General features: G+C 60.5%; 19 protein-coding genes and 1 pseudogene. 12 read left to right on the top strand and 8 right to left on the bottom strand.

Annotated features, from left to right (window positions below):
• Position 1 precedes the first annotated feature (1 nt).
• The 3 genes from MOV14_RS01285 to MOV14_RS01275 form a co-directional block, all read right to left on the bottom strand.
• Positions 2–250, bottom strand: coding sequence for an AbrB/MazE/SpoVT family DNA-binding domain-containing protein (locus MOV14_RS01285; protein ID WP_318538109.1), 249 nt, complete (start codon positions 248–250; stop codon positions 2–4).
• A gap of 222 nt (positions 251–472) precedes the next feature.
• The gene (locus tag MOV14_RS01280; protein ID WP_318537424.1) at positions 473–1,594 is read right to left on the bottom strand and encodes a hypothetical protein; all 1,122 of its coding nucleotides are present in this window, start codon (positions 1,592–1,594) and stop codon (positions 473–475) included.
• 215 nt (positions 1,595–1,809) lie between these two features.
• The gene (locus MOV14_RS01275) at positions 1,810–2,646 is read right to left on the bottom strand and encodes a hypothetical protein (RefSeq protein ID WP_318537423.1); all 837 of its coding nucleotides are present in this window, start codon (positions 2,644–2,646) and stop codon (positions 1,810–1,812) included.
• Between the two features lie 254 nt (positions 2,647–2,900).
• On the opposite strand from MOV14_RS01275, the gene MOV14_RS01270 reads away from it, so the two are divergent.
• The 4 genes from MOV14_RS01270 to MOV14_RS01255 all read left to right on the top strand — a co-directional run bounded on the left by MOV14_RS01270 (position 2,901) and on the right by MOV14_RS01255 (position 7,277).
• Entirely contained in the window at positions 2,901–4,223 is a 1,323-nt protein-coding gene (locus tag MOV14_RS01270) for a M20/M25/M40 family metallo-hydrolase (RefSeq protein WP_318537422.1), read from the top strand.
• A 187-nt stretch (positions 4,224–4,410) separates the two neighbouring features.
• The gene (locus tag MOV14_RS01265) at positions 4,411–5,481 is read left to right on the top strand and encodes a sugar ABC transporter substrate-binding protein (RefSeq protein WP_318537421.1); all 1,071 of its coding nucleotides are present in this window, start codon (positions 4,411–4,413) and stop codon (positions 5,479–5,481) included.
• A 40-nt stretch (positions 5,482–5,521) separates the two neighbouring features.
• A complete protein-coding gene (locus tag MOV14_RS01260) occupies positions 5,522–6,511 on the top strand; it encodes an ABC transporter permease (protein ID WP_318537420.1) in 990 nt (329 codons plus the stop codon).
• A gap of 7 nt (positions 6,512–6,518) precedes the next feature.
• Complete coding sequence (locus MOV14_RS01255; RefSeq protein ID WP_318537419.1) at positions 6,519–7,277, top strand: ATP-binding cassette domain-containing protein; 759 nt, start codon at positions 6,519–6,521, stop codon at positions 7,275–7,277.
• Between the two features lie 210 nt (positions 7,278–7,487).
• Here the strand turns inward: MOV14_RS01255 and MOV14_RS01250 are convergent, their stop codons facing one another.
• Complete coding sequence (locus MOV14_RS01250; RefSeq protein ID WP_318537418.1) at positions 7,488–10,586, bottom strand: alpha-mannosidase; 3,099 nt, start codon at positions 10,584–10,586, stop codon at positions 7,488–7,490.
• A 158-nt stretch (positions 10,587–10,744) separates the two neighbouring features.
• On the opposite strand from MOV14_RS01250, the gene MOV14_RS01245 reads away from it, so the two are divergent.
• Entirely contained in the window at positions 10,745–11,947 is a 1,203-nt protein-coding gene (locus MOV14_RS01245) for an amylo-alpha-1,6-glucosidase (RefSeq protein WP_318537417.1), read from the top strand.
• A 77-nt stretch (positions 11,948–12,024) separates the two neighbouring features.
• Here the strand turns inward: MOV14_RS01245 and MOV14_RS01240 are convergent, their stop codons facing one another.
• The 3 genes and pseudogenes from MOV14_RS01240 to MOV14_RS01230 all read right to left on the bottom strand — a co-directional run bounded on the left by MOV14_RS01240 (position 12,025) and on the right by MOV14_RS01230 (position 15,964).
• Positions 12,025–14,508, bottom strand: coding sequence for a M1 family aminopeptidase (locus tag MOV14_RS01240; RefSeq protein WP_318537416.1), 2,484 nt, complete (start codon positions 14,506–14,508; stop codon positions 12,025–12,027).
• A gap of 46 nt (positions 14,509–14,554) precedes the next feature.
• Positions 14,555–15,325: pseudogene (gene tatC / locus MOV14_RS01235) on the bottom strand (twin-arginine translocase subunit TatC); the annotation flags it as partial.
• Between the two features lie 237 nt (positions 15,326–15,562).
• Positions 15,563–15,964 carry a hypothetical protein gene (locus MOV14_RS01230; RefSeq protein WP_318537414.1) on the bottom strand — a complete coding sequence of 134 codons (402 nt, stop codon included), beginning with the start codon at positions 15,962–15,964 and terminating at the stop codon, positions 15,563–15,565.
• Positions 15,965–16,175: 211 nt separating this feature from the next.
• On the opposite strand from MOV14_RS01230, the gene MOV14_RS01225 reads away from it, so the two are divergent.
• The 4 genes from MOV14_RS01225 to MOV14_RS01215 all read left to right on the top strand — a co-directional run bounded on the left by MOV14_RS01225 (position 16,176) and on the right by MOV14_RS01215 (position 18,075).
• Positions 16,176–16,439: a hypothetical protein gene (locus tag MOV14_RS01225; RefSeq protein WP_318537413.1), complete on the top strand. Its 264-nt coding sequence runs from the start codon at positions 16,176–16,178 to the stop codon at positions 16,437–16,439.
• A gap of 56 nt (positions 16,440–16,495) precedes the next feature.
• A complete protein-coding gene (locus tag MOV14_RS01220) occupies positions 16,496–16,675 on the top strand; it encodes a hypothetical protein (RefSeq protein WP_318537412.1) in 180 nt (59 codons plus the stop codon).
• Positions 16,672–16,806, top strand: a complete 135-nt coding sequence (locus MOV14_RS09920; protein WP_326403747.1) for a hypothetical protein — start codon at positions 16,672–16,674, stop codon at positions 16,804–16,806. Before MOV14_RS01220 ends, MOV14_RS09920 begins: the two co-directional genes overlap by 4 nt.
• A gap of 462 nt (positions 16,807–17,268) precedes the next feature.
• Complete coding sequence (locus MOV14_RS01215; RefSeq protein ID WP_318537411.1) at positions 17,269–18,075, top strand: hypothetical protein; 807 nt, start codon at positions 17,269–17,271, stop codon at positions 18,073–18,075.
• A gap of 258 nt (positions 18,076–18,333) precedes the next feature.
• Here MOV14_RS01215 and MOV14_RS01210 read toward each other — a convergent pair whose 3' ends face one another.
• Positions 18,334–18,840 (bottom strand): hypothetical protein, encoded by a 507-nt coding sequence (locus MOV14_RS01210; RefSeq protein WP_318537410.1) that lies wholly within the window; start codon positions 18,838–18,840, stop codon positions 18,334–18,336.
• 121 nt (positions 18,841–18,961) lie between these two features.
• On the opposite strand from MOV14_RS01210, the gene MOV14_RS01205 reads away from it, so the two are divergent.
• From MOV14_RS01205 to MOV14_RS01195, 3 genes are read left to right on the top strand one after another with little or no spacing between them, the layout of a single operon-like run.
• A complete protein-coding gene (locus MOV14_RS01205; protein ID WP_318537409.1) occupies positions 18,962–19,903 on the top strand; it encodes an ABC transporter ATP-binding protein in 942 nt (313 codons plus the stop codon).
• A 5-nt stretch (positions 19,904–19,908) separates the two neighbouring features.
• Complete coding sequence (locus MOV14_RS01200; RefSeq protein WP_318537408.1) at positions 19,909–20,718, top strand: ABC transporter permease; 810 nt, start codon at positions 19,909–19,911, stop codon at positions 20,716–20,718.
• Entirely contained in the window at positions 20,715–21,494 is a 780-nt protein-coding gene (locus MOV14_RS01195) for an ABC transporter permease (RefSeq protein ID WP_318537407.1), read from the top strand. The genes MOV14_RS01200 and MOV14_RS01195 overlap by 4 nt, the downstream gene beginning before the upstream one ends.
• Positions 21,495–21,499 lie beyond the last annotated feature (5 nt).

The following is a 21,499-nucleotide window of genomic DNA, read 5'->3' as shown; positions in this document are numbered from 1 at the left end:
GCTAGCCAACAGGGACACCTAGGTCTTCCAGCAGCCTCTGCGCCTTATCGCCAAAGCTTTTAGCCTCCCTGAGTATTCGCTCGGTGACGCTCGACCCAGCCCTGACGAACACCTCCTCAGGCGGCTCCTCGACCGGCTCCAGGATTACCCTTCTCCCCTCGACTCGCACTCTAAGGACTGTGCCGGGAGTCAGCCCCAGCTCCTCCCTCACGCGCTTCGGGATCACGACCTGCCCTTTGCTTGAAACCACAGTCTTCAACTCACTCACCAGGGGTGTAGTAAGAAAGAATTCTTACTTAAATCTTACTACAGCGATTTTTCGGAATGCACTTTGAATTACGGGAATCGGCCTCGAGGAGAGAAAGGAGAGCGAGTGCATTCACAGAATCACTGAGTGGAAGTAATAGCTCCTCCCGTATCGCGGGGATGCAACTAGCTTTCAGGTGCTTCTGGCTGGGAATGCGCGAGGAGCCTAGGGGCTGGCGACCGTGCTCGTGACATAGAACTCGCGGTAGTAGCCGCCAGACACGACCTGCCAATATGCGTTGAAGTCCTTGCAGTAGACGCAGGAATCGCCGCAGGGCAGCCTTCCTATGTTGCTTATCGAGGAGCTGCAGCAACCCGCGGAGGGATCTGCGGGAGGCGCGTCGATGCTGGGTAGCCCCACGTAGAACGCCTGGCGGTACCCGCCTTTCGCTCTGAAAATGGCGATGCGGAGCGTGCCGTTCTCGAAGAGCGTCACCCTGACGACGTGGTCCATCCAGTCGTCCACGCTGCCCGGCGGCCTGAACGGGTTGTAGAGGTCCTCCCACAGAAGCAGGTAGTCTCCCAGCGCATCCTCTCCGAGCGCCTGCAGGTAGAACCTGTAAGGCTGACCCGCCAAGTTAACGGTGAACACCCAGTCGCGGCGCGCGTAGGTGGGGTTGACCGCGATGATTACTGGTGAATCGAAGGGCCTGCTGCTCCAGGGCACCCAGCCGGGGAGCCCCACCTCGCTGTCCGTGATCAAAGGAGCTTTGCCGTAGGAATCCTTGCCGGTAGGCTCGTCGTGGAGCCTGAAATCCCCCCTCACTGGATCCAGCACCACGTAGTGGTTTATGTTGAGGTTGGTGGAGCTTTCATAAGCCTTGTAAGCCAGCTTTGGGAACTCGCGCGCAAGGGCCTGCTCGAGCACTTGACGAGGCACGACGGCAACCGTCGTAAGCGAGGTGGCGCTCCCTGTCTTCAGCACGAGGTAGCTCCTCTCCGGCAGGGATGTTCCCTTCAGGACGTAGGAGGGTATGAGCACTCGGGTAACGTTGCCCGGGCTCAGGGTGACCTCGTAGTTGTAGACCGCGAGGGCTAGGTCGCTAACCGGGTCGACCAGGTAGAAGGTCTGAACCTTCGACGTGTAGTCGTCAAGCGTTCTAATGTAGAGCACAACCGTCCCATCCAAACCCACCTCGACTGCATCGACTTTAATCTTCGAGGGCAGCCGCTCCTGAGCCGCCTTAGTGTACTCTGAGTGCAGTTGCTGCTGAAGGATCCAGAGAGCTACGGCACCGGCTACCACGAGTAGAACGAGGAGAAGAGCGGAAACATGCTCAGAGGTCACAAGCATTAAATCAGCAGTGGAGTATAAAGTGTTATCTATCGATAATCACCGCATACTCCATGCCAGTTCGGAGAAGCCCTCACGTGCATTGACCGCCGCACACAGGGGATAATGTTCAAGCGGAAAGCGCTGACTTTTCGACAGCTCTTCCTACTTTGAAGAATCGCATCCCGAGAGCGGAAGCGCCTAAGGGGTGAAGGCGCAGGGAGTCCAGCTCAGCTCTCCTCGTACAGTCTGCCAACGACCAGCTTGAAGCCATTTTTCTCGGCGAGCGATTTGAGCCTATCGAGGACCTCTGGGGGGGCGGAGCCCACGGCGAGCACAGCCAGGACGGGCTTCCTCCCGTACTTCTCCTCAGCGAGGCGGACCCTCTCCGTGAGCTTCTCAACCTCCCTCTCAGCATCCTCGATGCTCTGGATCCTGGAAGTCGCCTCGCCTACCACAAGGGGGTTCTCGCAGAGCATGTCGACCTCCACGACCTCTCTGTCGCGGAGCAGGTACCCTCTTGTGACGCGCGCCCCGGGGTAACCCATCTCCTCCAGCATCACCTCTAGGAATGCTCTGGCGTAGTCCTCGAACGTGGCCCCCAGCGTTGCCCGTAGCTCAGCGAAGCCGGCCTTCATGTACCTCCACAGCCTCTCCTGACCATCCTTCAAGGTCCTCACCTCCTCCCAAAGCTTTTCCTGCCCCTCACTCAGAGTTTCCTGACCTTCCCTCAAAGTCCTCACCTCCTCCCAAAGGGTCTTGGTATCTTCTCTAAGAGCCCTGACCTCCTGCCAGAGTTTCTCCTGGTTTTCTCTAAGGTTCTTGATCTCCTCCCACAGCTTGTTCTGCTCCTCTCTGAGAGCCCTGACCTCGTTCCACAGCTTTTCGATGCTCTCCCAGATTCTCCGCTGCTCCTCGCGGAGTGCTTTCAGCTCGTTAAGGATCTCGGAGTACCCTAGGTAGCCTGCCACAGCGTAGCGGAACTCCTCGTCTGTATCCAACAGCCTGAGGAACTCCTTCTTGAGGTCGCTGAGGCTGCTTGTCAACACCCTCCCTACGCTAGCCACGGTGACCTCCGATAAAAACGTAGCGCGAGATTCGAATCAGCTCTCTTCTAAAATGCGAAGCCGGTATCCCAACTTTTTTATTGGAGGTTATACGTCGCAAAGCCCTTGAGAGCACCTTTAACCTTAAAATGCGGAGGAAGGAGTTCACTGGGTGGTTTGCGCGGGAGAACTGCCCGCTCCCTCCTTTTATACTTGGGTCCGTCAGCGAGCCTCGAAGAGCGAAAGGCTTATGCGCTTGGGCGAGAAGCTTACCCGTGGATCCCAAAGTAGCATTTGTCGCCGACATGCTCTCGGAGCTCATACGCGTGGACACCACTAACCCTCCAGGCAACGAGACGCCTGCCGCGAAGCTCATCGCAGAGGCCCTAAGCGGAGCAGGCGTCGAGTACAAGCTGCTCGAGAGCGCGCCAAACAGGGGTAGCATTGTAGCGTGGGCCGAGTCCAATGAGCCGGGCCCGTCCCTGCTCCTACTCTCCCACCTCGACGTCGTACCCGCTAACCCCGAGGAGTGGAGCGTCGACCCCTTCTCGGGGCTGGTGAAGGACGGATTCATCTGGGGACGCGGGGCTGTCGACGACAAGCTGAGCGTCGCCGTGATGCTCCGCGTCTTCCTGGACTTCGTCGAGTCCAGGAGGTTTAAGGGACGCCTCATCTACGCAGCGACAGCCGACGAGGAGATGGGCGGGAGGATGGGCGCGGGGTGGCTGGTGGAGAAGCACCCGGAGCTCGTGAAAGCGGAGTACGTGCTGAACGAGGGCGGAGGCTTCGAGGTTCCGGGGAAGAGGGGGAGCGTTTTCCTCGTGCAGACGGCCGAGAAGGGGGTCTACTGGTTTAAGCTGGCTTTCAAGGGATCTCCGGGCCATGCCTCGATGCCCAGGTCGGGCGACAACGCGGTGCTGAAGGCGTCTGAGGCCGCTGCAAGGCTAGCCTCTCGGCAGCCGCCGCTGGACGTCAAGCCCTACGTTAAGCTCATGCTCGAGAGGATGCTCGAGTCCCAGGGCGTGCCCGCTCCGCTGAGAGTGCTGCTCACGTCCAGGCTCGGGCTCCCCATGCTCTTGAGGTCGTCGTGGGAAATCGCGCCGATGCTGGACGCGATGCTCCGGAATACGATGGCCCCCACGGTCATTAGGGGCGGGGAGAAGGTGAACGTGATCCCGTCCTCCTGCGAGCTCAGCGTTGACTGCAGGCTCCTGCCCGGCTACGGGGAGGATTGGGTCCGAGGATACATAGCGGAGCTGCTGAGGGGCATCAGCTACGAGCTGAAGTTCATCCACACCGACGGCGCCACGGAGTCGCCCGTCGGGACACGCCTGTACAAGGCCATAGAAGAGGCTGTGGCGGCTGAGTCGCCGGGCTCTCGAATAGCGCCCTACATGTCGACAGGCGGCACAGACTCCAGGTTCTTTCGCAGCGCCTTCGGATCAAAGGCCTACGGCTTCGTCCCCCTCAGGTCCGACCTCCCTCTTAAAGAGCTCTTCAAGATGGTTCACGGCGTGGATGAGCGCGTGTCCCTCAGGAACGTGGAGTTCAGCTACAAGACGACCCGCAAGGTTCTCGAGGCTTTCTACTCGCAGTAGGAAGAGTTGCCCTTGATCGAACGGCCTCGTTGTATATCGCAGAGTGTTGCATGAGTTAAAAGGGACTAGATATCGCAAGCCGGAGCACCAGCTAATCCTCAGTTCAAGCTCCTTAACTCTTAAAGAGTGAATAATATAAACCTTGCTGTATAATCATATATAGAGTGTTATTGCACGAGAAGGTTGTATGAGCCAGCAACAAAAAAGCAAGCTGACGACGATAGCCGTCTACCTTGTAATCGGCCTAATCATAGGCGCAGTGGTCGGCTACGGATTTGCCGCCGCGACGATGGTGCCCTACTCCAAGTACGCCGAGCTGGAGAAGCAGCTGGAGCAGTACAAGGCAGGCGCCCCGGCAGGGGCTCCCGAGTACACCTTCTACTACGTCTCCCACGGCGGCCCCGCCGACCCGTGGTGGGCTCCTGTCATCAAGGGCTCTCAGCTAGCCGGGCAGCTTCTCAACGTTAAGGTCGTCTACAGCGGGCCTGAGAAGTTCAGCATCCAGGCCCTCGTCGACCTCCTCAACAGCGCGATAGCGGCTAAGCCCAACGGGATCATCCTTACGATAACGGACTACAAGGCCCTCGACGAGCCTGCGCGCAGGGCGATAAGCCAGGGTATCCCGATAATCGCGGTGAACGTTCCAGACCCTAGGCCCGAGAACCAGAGGATCCCCTACCTCAGCTACGTTGGTCAGAACGAGTATGATGCTGGCTACTACCTCGCGAAGTACCTGGTCGACAAGGGATACAAACCCAAGCGCGTCGTCATAGGCATACACGAGGTAGGGCACGTAGGCCTCGAAACCAGGGCTAAGGGCATCACGGACGCTATCACACAGGCGTACCCCGGAACCCCCGTTGAGAAGCTAGATATCACCACCGACCCGACCAAGGCGGCGCAGGCCTTCCGGGACTACCTCACAGCCCACCCCGACACAGACGTGATCTTCACCCTAGGGCCCCTCGGCGCACACCCCGCGCTGCAGGTTCTCAGGGAGATGAACCTCGTAGGCAAAGTCCACCTGCTCACAGTCGACATCGATGACACCATACTGAAGGCCATCGAGGCGGGAGAGCTCGACGCCGCCGTCAGCCAGCAGCCCTTCGCCCAGGGCTTCCTGCCGGTGGTCTTCATGTACCTCTACGTCAAGTACGGCATTATACCTCCAGCCCACGTGCCGACAGGGCCCACAGTCATCGACAAGGCTAAGCTAGACACCGTCAGGAAGCAGATCGCTACCACAGGTGGTGCCTGAAAATTACACCTTTTTTTTATTTTCTCGTGGGTGATCGCTGATGGGGTCAGGCTATAAAGGGAAGATGTCTTTGCCTGTTTTCCTCCTTCAGCACCCCGAGCTGGGCGTTGTAGCGAGCTTCTTCTCGATAGCCATAGCCTTCACCGCCCTCGCGCCTGACCGTTTCCCCACACTGACTACGCTTTATAGCATCCTCACCCTGGCGGGCGAGCTAGGCGTAGCCTCCATAGGCGTGGCTTTCCTCATGATCACGGGCGAGTTCAACCTGTCCGTCGGCTCGGTTTACGCGTTGGTCCCGATGGGAGTAGCCCTGATGGCCAACAGCGGTGTAGACCTCCTGCTGGCTAGCATAGTCATGCTCGCTTTGGCCTTCGCTCTAGGCGTTCTAACGGGCTACATCACAGTGAGGACGGGGATCCCGAGCTTCATAACGTCGCTGGGCATGATGATGTTCCTCAGGGGGATCCTCCTAGCGGTAACAGGGGGGTTCCCGGTTCGGCTCGAGGTCGCTCACTGGCTCACGGACGTGCTGAACGGCCCTATAGGGACGGAGGGCCTTCGCACGAGCGCGATGTGGCTCGTACTCCTGACGGTGCTGTACGCGGTGATCCTCGACTACACACCCTACGGCAACTGGACCTACGCTGTGGGCGCGAGCGCCGCGACTGCTAGAGAGCTTGGAGTGAGGGTCCAGAGGGTGAAGCTCGTAAACTTCGGCCTCTCCTCGCTAATGGCCGGGCTCGCGGGGCTGATGGCTTTCTCGCGCTTCAAGGTCGTCGACCCCACGCTGGGGCAGGGGCTCGAGCTCGAGACTATCACGAGCGCGGTGCTCGGCGGCTGCCTACTGACGGGGGGCTATGGGAGCATCGCGGGAACCTTCCTCGGAGCCCTCCTCGTAGCCATGACACGCGTCGGGCTCGTGCTGGCGAAAGCCCCGGCGTACTGGTACAGCGCCTTCATAGGAGTGATACTCATAGTCGCCACTGTGATAAACACCTTCATCGTCAAGAAGTTCGTGACAGCGGGGTGATCCGCCTATGGAGAGGCTCCTAGAGATGAGGAAGATCGTCAAGAGGTTCGGCCGCGTAGAGGCCCTCCGGGGCGTGGACTTCCACGTCGGGAGAGGCGAGGTAGTGGGGCTTGTGGGGGACAACGGCGCGGGTAAGAGCACGCTGGTGAAGATAATCGCTGGCGTCTACCAGCCGGACGAGGGTGAGATCTACTGGGAGGGGCAGCCGAGGATATTCCGCGACCCCGCGGAGGCCAGGGCGGCCGGCGTGGAGATAGTTTACCAGCACCTAGCCCTCATAGACCTCCTCAGCATCAGCAGGAACATCTTCCTGGGAAGGGAGCCGACCAAGAAGATAGGGCCGTTCACCTTCCTCGACAGGAGGGCGATGGACGAGCAGGCCTGGAGCATCATCCAGAGCATAGGCCTCAAGAGGCTCAGGAGCCCAAGCGAGAGGGTCGCGAAGCTCAGCGGAGGTGAGAGGCAGTCGGTGGCGATCGGGAGGGCTATGCACTTCAAGGCCAAGCTCCTGATCCTAGACGAGCCTACAGCGGCGCTGTCGGTGAGGGAGACCAGGAGGGTGCTAGACCACGTGCTCGAGGTTAAGAACCAGGGTGTGAGCGTCATCATAATCTCGCACAACATCTACCACGTCTACGAGGTCGCGGACAGGATCGTGGTCCTCGACCACGGCAGGAAGATAGCCGACACTCCAAAGGAGGAGGTGACCCCCGAGGAAGTCATCGAGATAATCAGGAAGGGCCAACCCCTCCAGGAGGCTTCCTAAGCATCATTCGCGCCTCTAGACGCATTTGCCCCGCTTATCGCGTATATGTGGCTCCAACCCAGCAACGGGAAGGCGTGAGCGCGATGCCTAATCGTTTTCCCCACCCCCTAAGGTTTCCGCTACAGCTCTTTCACATGACCACTTAGGTAGAGTAAGCCGGTAGAACTGGGATACTTTTCGGGAGAACAACTCCGCACGCCACGCTTGGGTTTAGCGGCGGCTGAGCCGGAAGAGGAGCGTTTTCACCTCGAAGGGTGAGAGGTTCACCTTGAAGGAGCTCGCGCCCGAGCCGAGCTCTTTAAGGTCAAGCTCTGGGATATCCGACTCGAGTAGCGACACCTCTCTCGGGAGCCTCACCTCGACGACCGCACCCTGGCCTGTGATGTCGTAGACCCTCGCGACGATGCCGCTCAGGTCCTCAGAGACCTTCAGGGACTCCAAAATGCCCCCGCGCACCTCCAGGAACGATCCCTCCGGCGGGAGGTCGCCCCCAGTCTGCGCCTTGGAGGCGGCCTTAAGGCCTGAGAACAGCGCGTAGGCGACCTTGTACACCTCACCCGTGACGTAGTCTCCGAGGTGGGGGTATAGGTAGAACTTCGTGGTCATGCTGCCGAGGTCGGACCAGGGGTTAGGCATCGAGGGGGACTTCAGGATGCTCAGGCCAACCCTGCCGCCGCTGAAGCTGTAGCCGTGCCTGTCCGTCGCTATCAGGCTCAGACCTCGCGTGCCGTCGCTGAGGTCCACCCAGTGGAGCGCTGGGACCTCGAACATGGCCTCAGACCTCCTGTCCGAAGGCCTCGTGGGACGCCTCACGACCCCGAAGGGCACGTGGCAGTACGCGTGGTCGACGTCGAGCGCGGTGTCCACCCAGGCTTTCAGGAGGCGGGACTTCTCGCTCCACTCAAGCCCCACTTCAACCTCAACGAGGTCCAGGCCAGAGTAGACGCTGACCCGGAGCTTCACCGTGGAGCCGCGGTACCTGTACACCACCTCGGCCCTAGCAGCGCAAGGCCCGCCGGAGACCACCCTCGGACCCTCAGAGGCCACGAGGAGCTCGGAGGGGAGCTGCAGCGCCGACCTGTCGATATCCCAGGCGTCGAAGTTCCCAGGCTTGTCCACGTGAACTCTGAACTCCACCTGCTTGACTGCCTCGAACCCATGCCTCTTGCTGAAAACGGAGGAGATCCTCCCATCCTTCTCGATGACAACGCGCACCCCCTCGTTCTCGAGAACAACCCTCCCTTCTTCCTCGTAGGCTCTAGCCTCCCCCGCCACCCTCGGCTCATCAGCTGGCTCGAGTGCCGTGTAGCCGAGCGCCGGCACCGAAACTACGGCCACAGCCCCCTCGCCCTCCTCCTGGCAGGCGTGGATCGAGCGTGAAGCGTATCGGCAAGAGGGCAGCGTAACGGGGAGCTTCACGGGCCACGAGAGCCTGTTAAACAGGATTATGCTCCCCTTAGGAGACGAGATCCTCTCGGCGACGCTCCTGAGCATCTCGCCAGAGGCAGTGCCCAGCGACCGCAGAACCTCCTCCAGCTCCCTGTACGACTCGAGGTAGGCCTCGTAGCAGGAGGAGCCGGGGAGGACGTCGTGGAACTGGTTCCTGAGTATGGTCTTCCACTCCTCGCTGAAAGTCCTCGGCCCGCTGATTCCGTGTAGTAGCGAAACGGCCGCCAGGAAGTCAGCCCACATCGCCTCGCTCTCAGCCTTCGCCATAAGCTGCTTGACTCTCAGGTTGGTGGTGTACACTCCCCGGTGGAACTCGTTGTAAATCTCCCCGGCCCAGACGGGCAACTTGTCCCTGCTGGCCCGGAGCTGAGCCAGGTACTCCTCCTCGCTCGGGGCCTCGACCAGCCGGGGGGTGATGGATAGTTCCTTCAGGAGCTTTAGGCGCTCGAGCATCGTTATAGTTGGCCCCCCGCCGCCGTCGCCGAAGCCGTACGCGTGGACGGCCACCGGGAACACGTCCTTCTGCTTGTACCTCTCCCACAGGGACCGGAGCTCCTCGGCCGTGAGGACGCCGTTGTACGTCTGGACCAGGATGTGGGACACCACCTCCGAGCCGTCGAGCCCCCTCCACACGAAGGCGTGGTACGGGAACTCGTTCGTGTCGTTCCACATGACCTTGTGCGTCACGAACACCTCAAGCCCGGACTTCCTCAGGAGCTGGGGTAGCTGGGCCGAGAAGCCGAAGCTGTCGGGGAGCCAGCCGATCCTGCACCTCCTGCCGAGCTTCTCCGCGAAGTACCTCTGGCCGTAGAGGAACTGCCTCGCAAGGGACTCACCCGTGACGAGCTGGGTGTCCGACTCCACCCACATCCCACCAACCGGCAGCCACAAGCCCCTCGCGAGGAGCCCCTTCAGCTTCTCGAAGAGGCGTGGGTCCAGCTCCTCAAGCCAAGCGTAGTTCTGCGCCCCGCTCTGCGCGTAGGTGAACCTGTAGCCCAGCTCCGCGAGTCTCACAACCGTACTGAATGTCCTCCTGACCTTGCGCTTCGTCTCGCTGAATGGCCAGAGCCACGCCGTGTCTATGTGCGCGTGGCCGAAGAGGTAGATCTCGCCGCCGGGCCTCTCACCCCCCAGAAGCCGACGCACCTCCACAACGGCCTCCTCCACCTCCCTCTTGACCTCCTCGGGGCTGGGCCGCGGTGTGTCGGCGATGAGCCCTCTCGCCACAGCTGACCCGTACACGGACGAGTTGTACGCGTAGTCCCACCTTAGTCCGCGGAACTCCGGGCTCCTGTCCTGGAGCGTGAAGCCGTAGAGCAGGACGGTGGCCGCGTAGACCTGCAGCTGGGAGGGTGTCACCGTGATCTTCGACGCGGCGCCTGCGAGAGCCTCCCTAACTCGCGCGTCGGACCTAGCTAGCGGAACGAGGTCCATGAGCGAGAGAGCCTTCACGAACTCGTCCCACAGCACCGAGGCGGCTCCCGCACCGAGGAAGCCAAAAACCCAGGGGCTCTCGCCGAACAGCCTCCTGGGGGTGGCCGACAAGCGCAGCGCGTGGGAGCCAGGCTGGAGCACGGCCACTCTGTGGTACTCGTCCAGCGCCTGGTAGAGCTCCCCGTCAACGTACAGCTCACCGTTTCCCGTGATGTCGAGCCTGAGGAGCCACGAGCCCGCATCCGCGGGCAGGCTGACCTCTCGCTCGAGCGTAATCTCCTCGTCGGCCCTAGCCTTGCGCATGAAGGGTAGCTCCACCTCCCGGTCTCCGAGCCTCCACTCGTTGAGCTCGGAGAAGCCGAGCACCGTCGATGCGAGAAGGTCGAACAGCCTTCTCTCGATCTCGGAGAGGCTTAGGCTTGACACGTGTTCTACGGCATTCGCAGGGATTAAAACCATAACGTGTAATTTCTTCGATCACCTCCTACTTGCGTTCCTGCTGAACGAGCCGCAAGCTTGAGCGTTATCCGCTTGCATGTAGTGTATAAGGCTTATTAGCGCCATAGACATACAGCGTAGTTGTCATGATGCTGGGTGAGCGCTATTCGCCTGTTTTGAGCAAGGCCAGGGAGGTCCTGCTTGGGAACGTGAAGGTGTTTAACGGCTACAGGGTGGTTGTGCCTCACCTTAAGGCGTACCCCGTCCCGTACTGCTGGGACACGGCATTTCACGTGCTTGGGTTGGTCCACGTTGATCCCGCGCTGGCGAAAGAAAACATCGAATCGCTTTTACTGCTGATGAGGGATGACGGGCTTATCCCGAACGCGCCGCTGAGCGCTGGCAACCAGGATCTGAGAAGCCAGCCCCCGATCATACACTTCGCGGTCGAGTACTACTTGCGCCGCACAGGCGACAGGGAGAGCGTTAGGAGGTGGTTCCCGAGGCTGAAGCAGTACTACCGCTGGTGGAGCCGGAACGGTAACCTGCACGGCAGAGCGAAGAGGACTCTAAGCCCGTTCACGGGCGCCCGCGAGGGGGACCCCGAGAAGGAGTTTAAGCTCGCGTACTGGGCTGTCTGCTCGACTGGGATGGACAACCACCCCACCTACGACGTCGCCGAGGGCAGGACCGTGAAGGTCGGGGACTACTACTTCATAGAGGTGCTTGACCCCTTCCTCACGGCCTCTTTAGCCGCGAGCGCCCGGTCGATGTCAATAGTAGCCGAGGAGCTCGGCCTGGGGGATGAAAAGAGCTTCTTCGAGTCTGAGCACGAGGAGCTATCTAACGTGATCAACGAGCTGTTCTGGGATAGCGAAGACGGCTTCTACTACCCGCTAACGTGGTCTCTCCAGCCCGTCAGGGTGAAGTCGGTTCAGGCCTTCACAATGCTCTATGCTGAAGCCGCCGATAAAGGCCAGGCCGCGAAGCTGGTAAGCCACTTGACATCCGAGAAGGAGTTCTGGGGCCAGCACGGCGTCCCGACCGTGGCCTTCGATGACCCTAAGTACATGTCTGAGGAGCCGGACTGGCTGTACTCGTTTGACCCATGTTACTGGAGGGGCCCCATATGGCCGCCCACTACTGCTCTAGTGGTGATAGGTCTTACCAACTACTCTTACCGCGACCTAGCCATCAGTGTTGCGCGAAAGTGGCTCGACCTAATGGCGAGCTCGCTTAACTTCGCTGAATACTACTACGCAGACGGTAAACCTGGCATCACGAACCGCTTCAACTTCGGGTGGACTGCAGCAGTCACAGTTTTCCTAGGACACTTCTTAGCGGAGTAGCTCCCAGCGCTCACGTGAGTAGAAAGATGCCTTCTTCCAAGGGAACGTAAAAATCTAAAAGGCTGAAATAGAAATTCTTAGGCCCCTCGCTTCTCTAGCTTCTCAACCCTCTCTGCGAGCCTGCGCTCCTCCTCCGCTAGTTTGTCGAGTTCCTCCCGCAGCTTCCTGTACTCCTCTCCTCTCTCCATGCTCTTCTTGATCTGCTCGATCGCGTCCCTAGCGCGCCTCGCGACTGAGCCCGATACATCCCCTCTCAGCGCCTCGAGTATACCCAGATACCTCGGGCTGAGCGACCGCGTAGCAGCAACCACCACTGCTGTTCTGATGTGGGGGTGCTGGCTCCTGGAGGCCTGCTCGAGGACATCGAGCACGCGAGGGCTGGGAGCGAAGTAGCCAAGCGCCCTCAGAGCCGCCGTGCGTAGCTGCAGTGGTTTCTCAGGCTCGGTGTAGGGGAGGATTACCTCGAGCGCCTCCTCGGTGCCGAGTAGCCCTAGGCCCTCGAGGGCGCTTGCTGCTATAACGTGGTTGTGGGAAGGGTACTCTAAGGCCTTTTTGAGCTCCTCGAACGCCTGGGAGTAGCGGGTTTTCGCGACCGCGATCGCGGCCTCCGCGCGCACGTAGTAGCTTTCTTCGGGGTTCCTGAGCACCTCGGCTAGGGCTTTCCCGAAGCGGTCCCCCCTGAAGCCCGAGAGGGCCCTCACGACGGCTCTCCGGACGCGAGGGTGCTTGACTGTGGCGAGAGAGTCCAGGAGGAGCCTCGCGGCGCTGTCCCCGCCTATCCGCCTGAGCGCGTCCGCGGCCTCGGCTCTCAGGCCCCAGAACTCGGCCTCATCGAGGAGCACTTTGCCCAGTTCGTCGACGTGCCTTGCCCCGCCCTTCTTCCCGAGCTCGCGGACGGCGACGACGCGCGGGTAGAGCTTCCCGCAGTTCCTGATTATATTGACGAGCTCCTCCGGGCCGACGTCTAGGCTAAGGGCTTTGAAGAGCTTGAAGTCAGGGTCGACGCAGACCGCCTTGGGCTGCGAGGGGAGCTTCACCGGGAAGTAGTGGCTCTTCTCCGAGATCTCGAAGGCCCTGCGGATCTTCCACCCGTCCCCGACGAACTCGACCTCCAGCGTCAGCATGTACCTTGGTAGCGAGTCCTCTCCCTGGCTCTGCGAGACGCGGAGCTCGAGGAGCCCCTCCTTTTCGCTCCACTTCCAGGAGACGGTCAGAGACGGGTGACCGGAGTTCTGGACGAACTGCTCGAAGAACCAGTCGAGCCTCCTCCCCGAAGCCTCCTCCATGGCCTTGCGGAGGTCGTCTGTGTCCGCGTTATCCTCCCTGCGCCTCGTGAGGTACAGGTTCACCCCTCTGCGGAAGACCTGCTCCCCCACGAGGTTCATGAGGGTCCAGAGGACGAGCGCCCCCTTCGGGTAGCTGTGGGCGTCGAAGAGCTCCTCCGCGTACCTGTAGGTGCGGGTGACGATGGGTCGGGAGTACCTCTCGTACTCGCCTAAGTACGAGTCGAGCATCCCGATGAGGTCGTAGACGAACTCGTCTTCCCCGAGCTCCCTCCTCCTCCACAGCGCCTCCATCAGGGTGGCGAAGCTCTCGTTCAGCCAGAGGTGCGACCAGTCCCTGCAGGTGACCAGGTCCCCGAACCACTGGTGAGCCAGCTCGTGGCTCACGAGGGGCTCGCTCCTGTAGTCCACGTGCGCCTTCTCGTCGTGCAGGGTTGCGCTGGTTAGTATGGTGACGGAGGCGTTCTCCATACCCCCTGCCACGAACTCGTCGACGCAGACCTGCGCGTACTTCGGGTAGGGGTACTTCACGCCGGTGAAGTCCTCGAAGAACCTGATCATCTCCTTGGTGTACCTGAAGCTCCTCTCGATGTCGGCTTCCCTCCCCCTCGGGACGACGTATTGTAGGAGAACTCCGTCGAAGCTCTCCTCCACGACGGTGAAGTCCCCCACAGCGAACGCTATAAGGTACGTCGGTATCCGGGAGTCTAGCCTGAACACCCACTCCGACAGCCCGCCTTCGACACGCTTAGAGGTTAGCGTTCCGTTTGCGACAACCTGGAGGCCGCTGGGTGCGATGACGGTTAGCTCGACGGTGGTCTTCCTGTTCGGGTAGTCGTAGGTCGGGAGCCAGAACCTCGTGTCCTCAGGCTGGCCCTGAGTGTAGGCGAGCCTCGCCGGGCCCTCAACATCAGTCGGCACGAACCAGACACCCGCCTTTGGCCTCACAGCCCTGTAGTCGACCTGGACCTCGAAGGCCTCACCCCTCTGGTACGATCTAGGGAGGTGCACCTCTAGCACGTCCCCGTCGTAGAAGTACTTCGCGACCGCGCCGTCCACCCTCACGCTCCTTATGTCCATGTCCCGCGCGTGCAGCTGTAGGACGTCGATGCCGTCAAGCGCTCGGAAAACGTTCACAGCAGACCCCTCGATGGACCTGTTCTCGAGGTCCACCTTCACTCTCGCTCTGACGCTTAGGAGCTCGAAAGGCGGCTCTGGGGGCCACTGCGGCTCGTAGTCGGGGTAGGCGAAGCCCCGACCCTGCTTGAAGTACGACATTCTTGGTCGGCTATTTCACTGGAGGCAGAATATATTTCTTGGCGTCTCAGGACTTCCTTTGCTCAGACCTCTTGACGAGCCACATCGAGAGGAAGTAGAGCGCCACGAAGGGTATGCCCATCGCGAGGTCGCTGAAGGGGGTCGGGTCCGGTGTTATGAGGGCGAGTATGGCGTAGCCGGCGAACACGATGTACCTCCAGTTCTTGTTCAGAGTCTCGTAGTTCACCACGCCGATCCTGTGGAGGGTCAGTATCGCAAGCGGGAACATGAAGAAGACCCCCGTGGCGATGCTCCCGATGAATATGTCGTTGTAGAACTCCTCGATGGAGAAGAGGAGGCTCGCCCCGCCGAGCGTGGAGAGCCAGACCGCCGTGGCGAAGATTATTGGCATGACGACGAAGTAGCCGTAGACCACCCCTGAGAGGAAGAGGCCTAGGGCCATGTACATGTACTTCTTCACGATCCTCTTCTCGTGGGAGTAGAGGCCCGGCTCAACGTACCGGTACACGAGCACGGTCGTAACGGGGCTGAGCACAGCGATGGTGATGAGCGCGGCGAGGTAGAGGGCTGCGGTGAGGCTGTCGAACCATCCGTGGGCTATGAGGGTGACTTTCGCGCCGCTCACACCGAAAAGCTTGGCGAACGGGTACGCGAAGATGTTGTGCTCGAAGTCGAGCATGTAGCCCTTCGTCAGGTTCATCGCGTAGAAGAGGATGGGGTCGTAGCTCCGCGGGAGCTCGTTGGGCGCCGGCGCAATGAGAAGCGCTAGGATGAAGGCTACGTGCAGCACGAGTATCTTCCTCAGCGTCTCGAGTAGCTCGTAGACGTGCTCTAGGAGAGGCTTCTCGGGTAGCTGCTCCTCGTCTCCCGTAAAACCACCCTACTCGACACAGTAATGGTACTTTTTTGTTTTTCCCTGTTTTCTCCCCGTGTTCGACTCGCGTCTTCCTTTGCTCTCAGCGGGCTTGAGGTGTTGTGGGAGTGTGTTCGAGCATAAGCAGGGGGCCATGTAGTCACGGTGGCTGTGAAGGGCTCCAAGGGCCTCGCTGCGGAGCTAGGCGCCCGAGGGGGTGAGGTACAAAAGAGGGGGAGAGAAAAAGAGGTTTGCTCTTTTCGGCCTAGGGGCTTGAGCCGCACGCGGTCCGGAAGGCTCAGGCCCCTCTCCCCCCGCCCCCTTTCTAAGCCTCTCCTTCTCGGCTGGCGTCACGCGCACGCAAATTATCTCCGTGCGCTCCGTCTGCTCCAGCACAATGTGGTAGTCCGTCACGTCTACGACCCTAGCGCCGCTCAGCGTCCTCAGGATCTTGATTACCACGTGCCTCCTGAACTCGTCTCTCAGCGCGTCCACCACCGCTTTCTTAGACAGCATGCTTTCCGGCACGCCGTCGATGTAGTCCTCGAACCCGACGCTCAGCTCGCCAGCGAACTCGAAGCACAGCACCGGCGAGCCCTCCACTCACCAGAAACTCGCTATTCTGCCCTCGACCGCCAGCCGCTCCAGCATCAACCGACCCCTGTCGTCCACGTTCACTAGGCAGGTCCGCGCCAAGTCCCCCGTCATGTCTCTCACCGCATTTTACGAAGCGTTTCACGCCAAGCTTTCGCTTAGGAGGACTGTGAGCACATCCTGTGTGAAGATATATAACCCCATCCTACACTTAGCCTTGGTGGTCGAGGTTAGCGGTGAGATGTGGGAGAGCGTCGCCAGGCGGCTCGAGCTGACCGGCCTCACTAAAACGCTGTGGCGCCTACGAGAGCCGAAGCCTCTCAGCAGGGCGTTCGGCACCCGCAACACGAGGCACACCGCCTCGGCCTTGGAGAGGCTCCGCTCGGCGGGCCTCGTCAGGGTGGCCGTCATTGGCGACGTGAGGTACGTCTACCTCACCGAGAGGGCCTGCGGCGAGTCAGCCTTGAGGCTCCTGAGAGGCTGAGCTGGGTGGCGTAAGGCTTAAAGCACTTCTTGCCACTGACTAAAGCGGTTTCCTGGTTGCGTCGCGCAGCCCTCATACCCGCCATATCGCTACTCCTCGCCGCCTTGGCGCTTCTCGCGCTCCACCTCACCCAACCCAGCCTCTTCGGCCCCAGAGAGGGGCTCGAGGTGCTCGGCGTCGCCGCCGAGCTGAGCGGCGTGGAGGCTACAAGTATAGGCAGGTCAAGTTCAACTTGAAGGTGGGGGAGTACGCTAGGCTTGAGAGCCTGGCCAGGGAGCTGGGGATGACCCCGGCAGCGCTGGCTAAGAAGATTGTGCTCGTGTACTTGGGGCTCGACAAGACCGTGGGCCCCGCAGGAGGTTCGTGAACTCGACGAGAAGTACGAGAGGATAGCCAGGAAGCTGAGAAGGATCGAGAAAGACTTCGCCTACGTTATGAGAACAGTCGGGGCCAGAAGGAGTTCCGGTTGAACGCGAGGGAGGCTAGGCGCCTTCTAGCCCCCTTCAACCCTTAGTGCATGACCCAGGGTGGAGGCGGAGAGACCCGCTGCTCCAGGCAGTCAAGATGTCTGTTCTCCGGAAGCCTCCGCGACTCTACTACCACATCAAACGGTACCTGCCCGAGCCGGGATACTACAGGATAGTGACGATTAGGGGGCCTAGGCTCCAGCTCCCTAACGCTCATGCCGAGGGTCGAGGTTTAGCGAGATCTTCAAAAGCTCTCCATGCTCCGCGCACTAGAACAGCCGGAGGGAGCAGGGAAGTGGTACAAAAAATTTATAGAGCTAGCTCATTTCGCTCCACGCTACGCGACCTCGCTGGGTGGCGGAATGGGGCTGTTGGAGAGGGTTAGCGGGGCCATCGACTACGTCACGGGTAAGTGGTGGTTCTACATAGCAATGTACGTTCTATGCTTCTGGGTGCTATGGCCATACGCGTCTAAAGGCTACTCGCTCGAGGAGGCAAGTAGCGTGGTATGGGTCGCGCTACGCCGCCCATTAATTTTCAGTCTAGTAGACCTCGTGTGGCCCTCCCTCCTACTACACGTAGCCCTGCTCCTAGTGCTGGCCGCGCTGGCTAGGTGGGGCGAGAGAGGCTCCTTGCTCTTCGACCTGTATGCCCTAGCCCAGTATGCACTACTCGTGGGGGAGAACTTCGCCTACACCGAGGAGTACGGATTCGTCGTGCTAACGGGCAACGTCCTCCTAACGTCCCTAGTAGCGGCGCTGTGGGCCTGGGAGTGCGTGGTTAGGCGCAATAGGGTTGGCGGGCCGATCCCGGATAGGCGTAGGCTATGGGTGGTGCCTCTAGCCGCCCTAGCCTTCTGGTACCCGGCTGAGCCGGTCCTAGACCCATACCTGCTGCTGAAGTGGCTCGTAGCCGGCTACTACCCGGTTGGCTACTGCCTAGTGACGCCCGTTATACTCTCGATTCTGATACTCTACTACCCGAGGGTGAACAAGGCGGTCATGAGGTTCACGGCCTTCCCAGGCTTAGTGTTCGGCACGAACATACTGCTATTCAGGGGGTTCAACTGGAACGCTTTCCTACACATACCGCTAGTCGCTACCAGCGCCTACGCGCTGTACCTTTCCACGAGGAAGGTGGAGCACGCTAATACCGGGGATAGGGTTTAGGGGTACTCTAGGAGTTTTCTCTGTCGCCTAATCAGCCTCAGGAGTTTAGCCTCCTAGCCTCCTTAACGGCTAGCTCCTAGGCTCAGCTGGAGGGGCCTGAACACGTCGCCCTCGTACAGGAAATCGCGGCCAGGCACGAGGAGGTCACGTGAAACTGGTACTTAAACCTCACCGGCGCACAGCCGAAGGCGCTGAGCCCATGAGTACTCCGAAGAGGGGGCCCCGGACAAGTGAAGGGGTGGATGAGCTAGGCGTGGCCTACTCGACGCAGAGGTCCTCGCGGCACCTTACTGCCTCGACGCTCTCACCCCTCAGCTCCTCCCCTCTGAGAAGCTCCATGAGCATGCCGAGCGCCTCGCGGCGCGTAGCGTAGATCTTTGACAGCTGGGCGAGGAGCTCCCTCGTCCCAGACACGTCCCCGGCGCTGGCCCTTTCAACCAGCCTGCGCGTAACCTTCTCGGCGCACTCGTCGCAGTGGACGATAGCCATAGACAGATGCTTCAGCGTGCACCAGAGGCTCTCGGCCGCGCTCCTCTCCTCTCCCCCACCCCCGTTGCCCCTTATGCCCGCTACCTCGAGCAGAACCTCGCCCAGCGCCTTCCTGCTCATCCTCAGCTTGTCTATGCGTTGGGCGAGCTTGGGCTCGCTGAGCTGGGAGTCTATCTCAAGCAGATGCTGCTCGGCGTGCGCGATGTGGGCTATGGCGTAGGCTAGCTCCTGCATGAGGGCCTCCTCGTAGACAGGTGACCTTTTTTCGCCCGCCATGAGCACCCCAGCGGTAGAGAACGGTGCGCGGTATTTTAAGGTTTAGTGCCTTGTTGTCGCTTACCCCTTTTAATAAAAAAGTTATATTTCCGCAAGGGGGGTTTGTACTGCGGTCGGTTGCATGGCGGGTAAAGCGGTGGAGATACGGGGCTTCACCAAGCGGTTCGGCGCGACCGTCGCGGTCGATGGCTTAAACCTCGACATCTACGAGGGCGAGATCTTCGGGCTCCTGGGCCCTAACGGCTCAGGAAAGTCCACCACGTTGCTCACGCTAGCCACGGTGTACAAGCCGACCAGCGGGGACATTTACGTGTTCGGGCATTCCGTCACGAGGGAGGGCGACGTCGTCAGGAAGTACGTCGGGATAGCCTTCCAAGAGCCGAAGGCTCTGTGGATAGACACCCCATACGAGCTCCTGCTCTGGCACGCGAGGGTCGTGGGCTACTCCTCGGGCGAGGCCAAGGAGGTCGTTAGAGACGTCATGGAGAAGCTCAACCTGTGGGAGCACAGGAAGAAGCAGTTCTACCAGCTGAGCGGGGGGACCAGGAAGAAGCTGGAGATAGCCAAGGTCCTCATCCAGCGCCCCAGGATAGCGATATTCGACGAGCCCACAGCCCAGGTCGACGTGATCACGAAGCACGCGCTGTGGGACATCATTAGGGAGCTGCGGGACGAGGGGTCGACGATAATTGTTGCCACGAACGACATGTTCGAGGCCGAGAGGATATGCGAGAGGATAGGCATCATATACAAGGGGAAGCTCCGGGCGCTCGGCCGCGTGGACGAGCTTAAAGACCAGATACCCGGGGGAGACGTGGTCGAGATCCACTACGAGGGCGACGAGGCCGCCGTCAAGAGGATCGTCGAGTCCCTCGCGGACGTGGGCAAGTACCAGATCAGCGACCACAGGGTCCGCATCTACCTCAACAAGGGGGAGGAGAGGGCCGCGGAGATCATCAACGCCTTCACGATGTCCAACCTCAAGGTTAAGCGGATAATGATACAGGAGCCCACGCTCGACGACGTCTTCTTCTACTTCACGGGCGCCGCCCTGAGGGAGTAACCCCCATGTCTCTCCGCGAGGACTTGAGGGGGCTCTGGCTCCTCGTCCTCTGGGACCTCAACAGGATGCAGCGCAGAACGCTGTTCGTGGTGATGCGTGTAACGTGGTTCGCCATCCAGGTCTCCATATTCGGCCTAGCCCTCTCGGCGATGGTCAGGTTCAGGGCTGTGGCCGGGGTGAACCTCGACTACTACCACTTCTACCTCTTCGGCGTGTACACCTCGATGCTATTCTCGATAAGCGTCTCGCGGGCTTACGACATCGCGGAGGAGTTCGAGGAGGGGACGATCGAGTACCTCCTCTCCCTCCCTATAACGAGGCGTGCGCTGGCCCTCGGGAGGGCGCTGGGCGGGGGGCTCGCGGCTTTCCTGTTCACACTGCCGATGTACGCCTTCATAATCTACCTGCTCGGCGACTACGACCCCGCGGCCATCGCAACGTCTCTGGCGGCGGCCCTGGCCTTCTCCGTCGGCGTAGTCGGCTTCGTCCTCTCGGTCGTCCTCAGCCTCAAGTCTAGTGACACGACGGACATAGTGTTCGGGCTGCTGGACGCCGTGCTCATACGGCTGAGCACGGTGTTCTACCCCGCGGTCGTGCTGAGCAAGATTGCGCCTTACTACTACTCAGCCCTGGTGAACCCCATATCCCACTTCGCCGACTTCCTGAGGACGGTTTTCTTCTTCGAGGAGTTCAAGGCCATCGCGGTCGCCAGTCCAGACCTAATGGCTTCGTACATCCTGGGTTTCGCGGTCGGGCTCTCAACGCTGGCCATCCTGGTCGTTGAGAAGGCAGTTGAGGGGGGTGGGTGGAAGTGAGTATCTACGGCGAGCTGCGAAGCGTAGCGCTGATCGTATACCGGGACCTCTCGAGGTTCTGGAAGTACAGGTTCTGGCTCGCTGGGCAAATCGGCATGAACCTGGCGGACATACTGATCTACGCGCTCGTGTTCAACAACATGGTGAACACCCAGCTCATACCCGACTACTTCAAGTTCTTCACGACAGGGGTGATAGCGATAGCGGCCTTCGCGTCCGCCTTCTCCATCGGGCGGGAGGTCGGCATCGAGATCAGGAGGGAGTACACGCACTACCTCCTGGGCCTCCCCTTCTCCCGAACCAGCCTCGTCGCGGGCCGCATCCTGGGCGGGATGCTTCGCGGCGTCGTGTACCAGTCGAGCTTCATCGTCCTCGCCGCGCTGCTGGTGGGTATGCCTAGCCCCTACGGCTGGCTCCTCGTCTTGTTTACCTCTCTGGCCCTCTCCGCCTCGATGTCGGGGCTGGCGATAGCGATCTCTTCCTCGACGAAGGACTTCAACCTCCAGGCGACGTTCAGGGCTCTCACGTACTACGTTTTCTTCTTCTTCTCCAACGTCTTCTACCCCAAGCAGGTCCTGGAGATGAGGTTCCCTAAACCAGTCGCCGAAGCCGTGGGCTACACGCCGGTCTCGCTGGCCGCGGACATCTACAGGTGGGCCTTCGGGTACAACACCGCCGTGGACGTCGCACAGAGGGTCTGGCTACTCTCCCTGTGGACCGGGGCTATGCTCCTCGCCGCCGCCTTGATCTACCTGTGGAACCTCACGAGGAAGTAGCCGTG

The organism is Infirmifilum sp. NZ (assembly GCF_022693705.1).
Classification (GTDB): Archaea; Thermoproteota; Thermoprotei; order Thermofilales; family Thermofilaceae; genus Thermofilum.
The sequence above is the reverse complement of the archived record's forward strand: the minus strand, read 5'-3'. Positions and strand labels throughout refer to the sequence as shown.

Excerpts from the sequence above, each read along its gene's own strand:
- MOV14_RS01260 (WP_318537420.1), top strand. The coding sequence starts at position 5,522 with ATGGGGTCAGGCTATAAAGGGAAGATGTCTTTGCCTGTTTTCCTCCTT.
- MOV14_RS01200 (WP_318537408.1), top strand. The coding sequence starts at position 19,909 with ATGTCTCTCCGCGAGGACTTGAGGGGGCTCTGGCTCCTCGTCCTCTGG.
- MOV14_RS01265 (WP_318537421.1), top strand. The coding sequence starts at position 4,411 with ATGAGCCAGCAACAAAAAAGCAAGCTGACGACGATAGCCGTCTACCTT.
- MOV14_RS01210 (WP_318537410.1), bottom strand. The coding sequence starts at position 18,840 with ATGGCGGGCGAAAAAAGGTCACCTGTCTACGAGGAGGCCCTCATGCAG.
- MOV14_RS01255 (WP_318537419.1), top strand. The coding sequence starts at position 6,519 with ATGGAGAGGCTCCTAGAGATGAGGAAGATCGTCAAGAGGTTCGGCCGC.
- MOV14_RS01215 (WP_318537411.1), top strand. The coding sequence starts at position 17,269 with ATGGGGCTGTTGGAGAGGGTTAGCGGGGCCATCGACTACGTCACGGGT.
- MOV14_RS01245 (WP_318537417.1), top strand. The coding sequence starts at position 10,745 with ATGATGCTGGGTGAGCGCTATTCGCCTGTTTTGAGCAAGGCCAGGGAG.
- MOV14_RS01240 (WP_318537416.1), bottom strand. The coding sequence starts at position 14,508 with ATGTCGTACTTCAAGCAGGGTCGGGGCTTCGCCTACCCCGACTACGAG.
- MOV14_RS01205 (WP_318537409.1), top strand. The coding sequence starts at position 18,962 with ATGGCGGGTAAAGCGGTGGAGATACGGGGCTTCACCAAGCGGTTCGGC.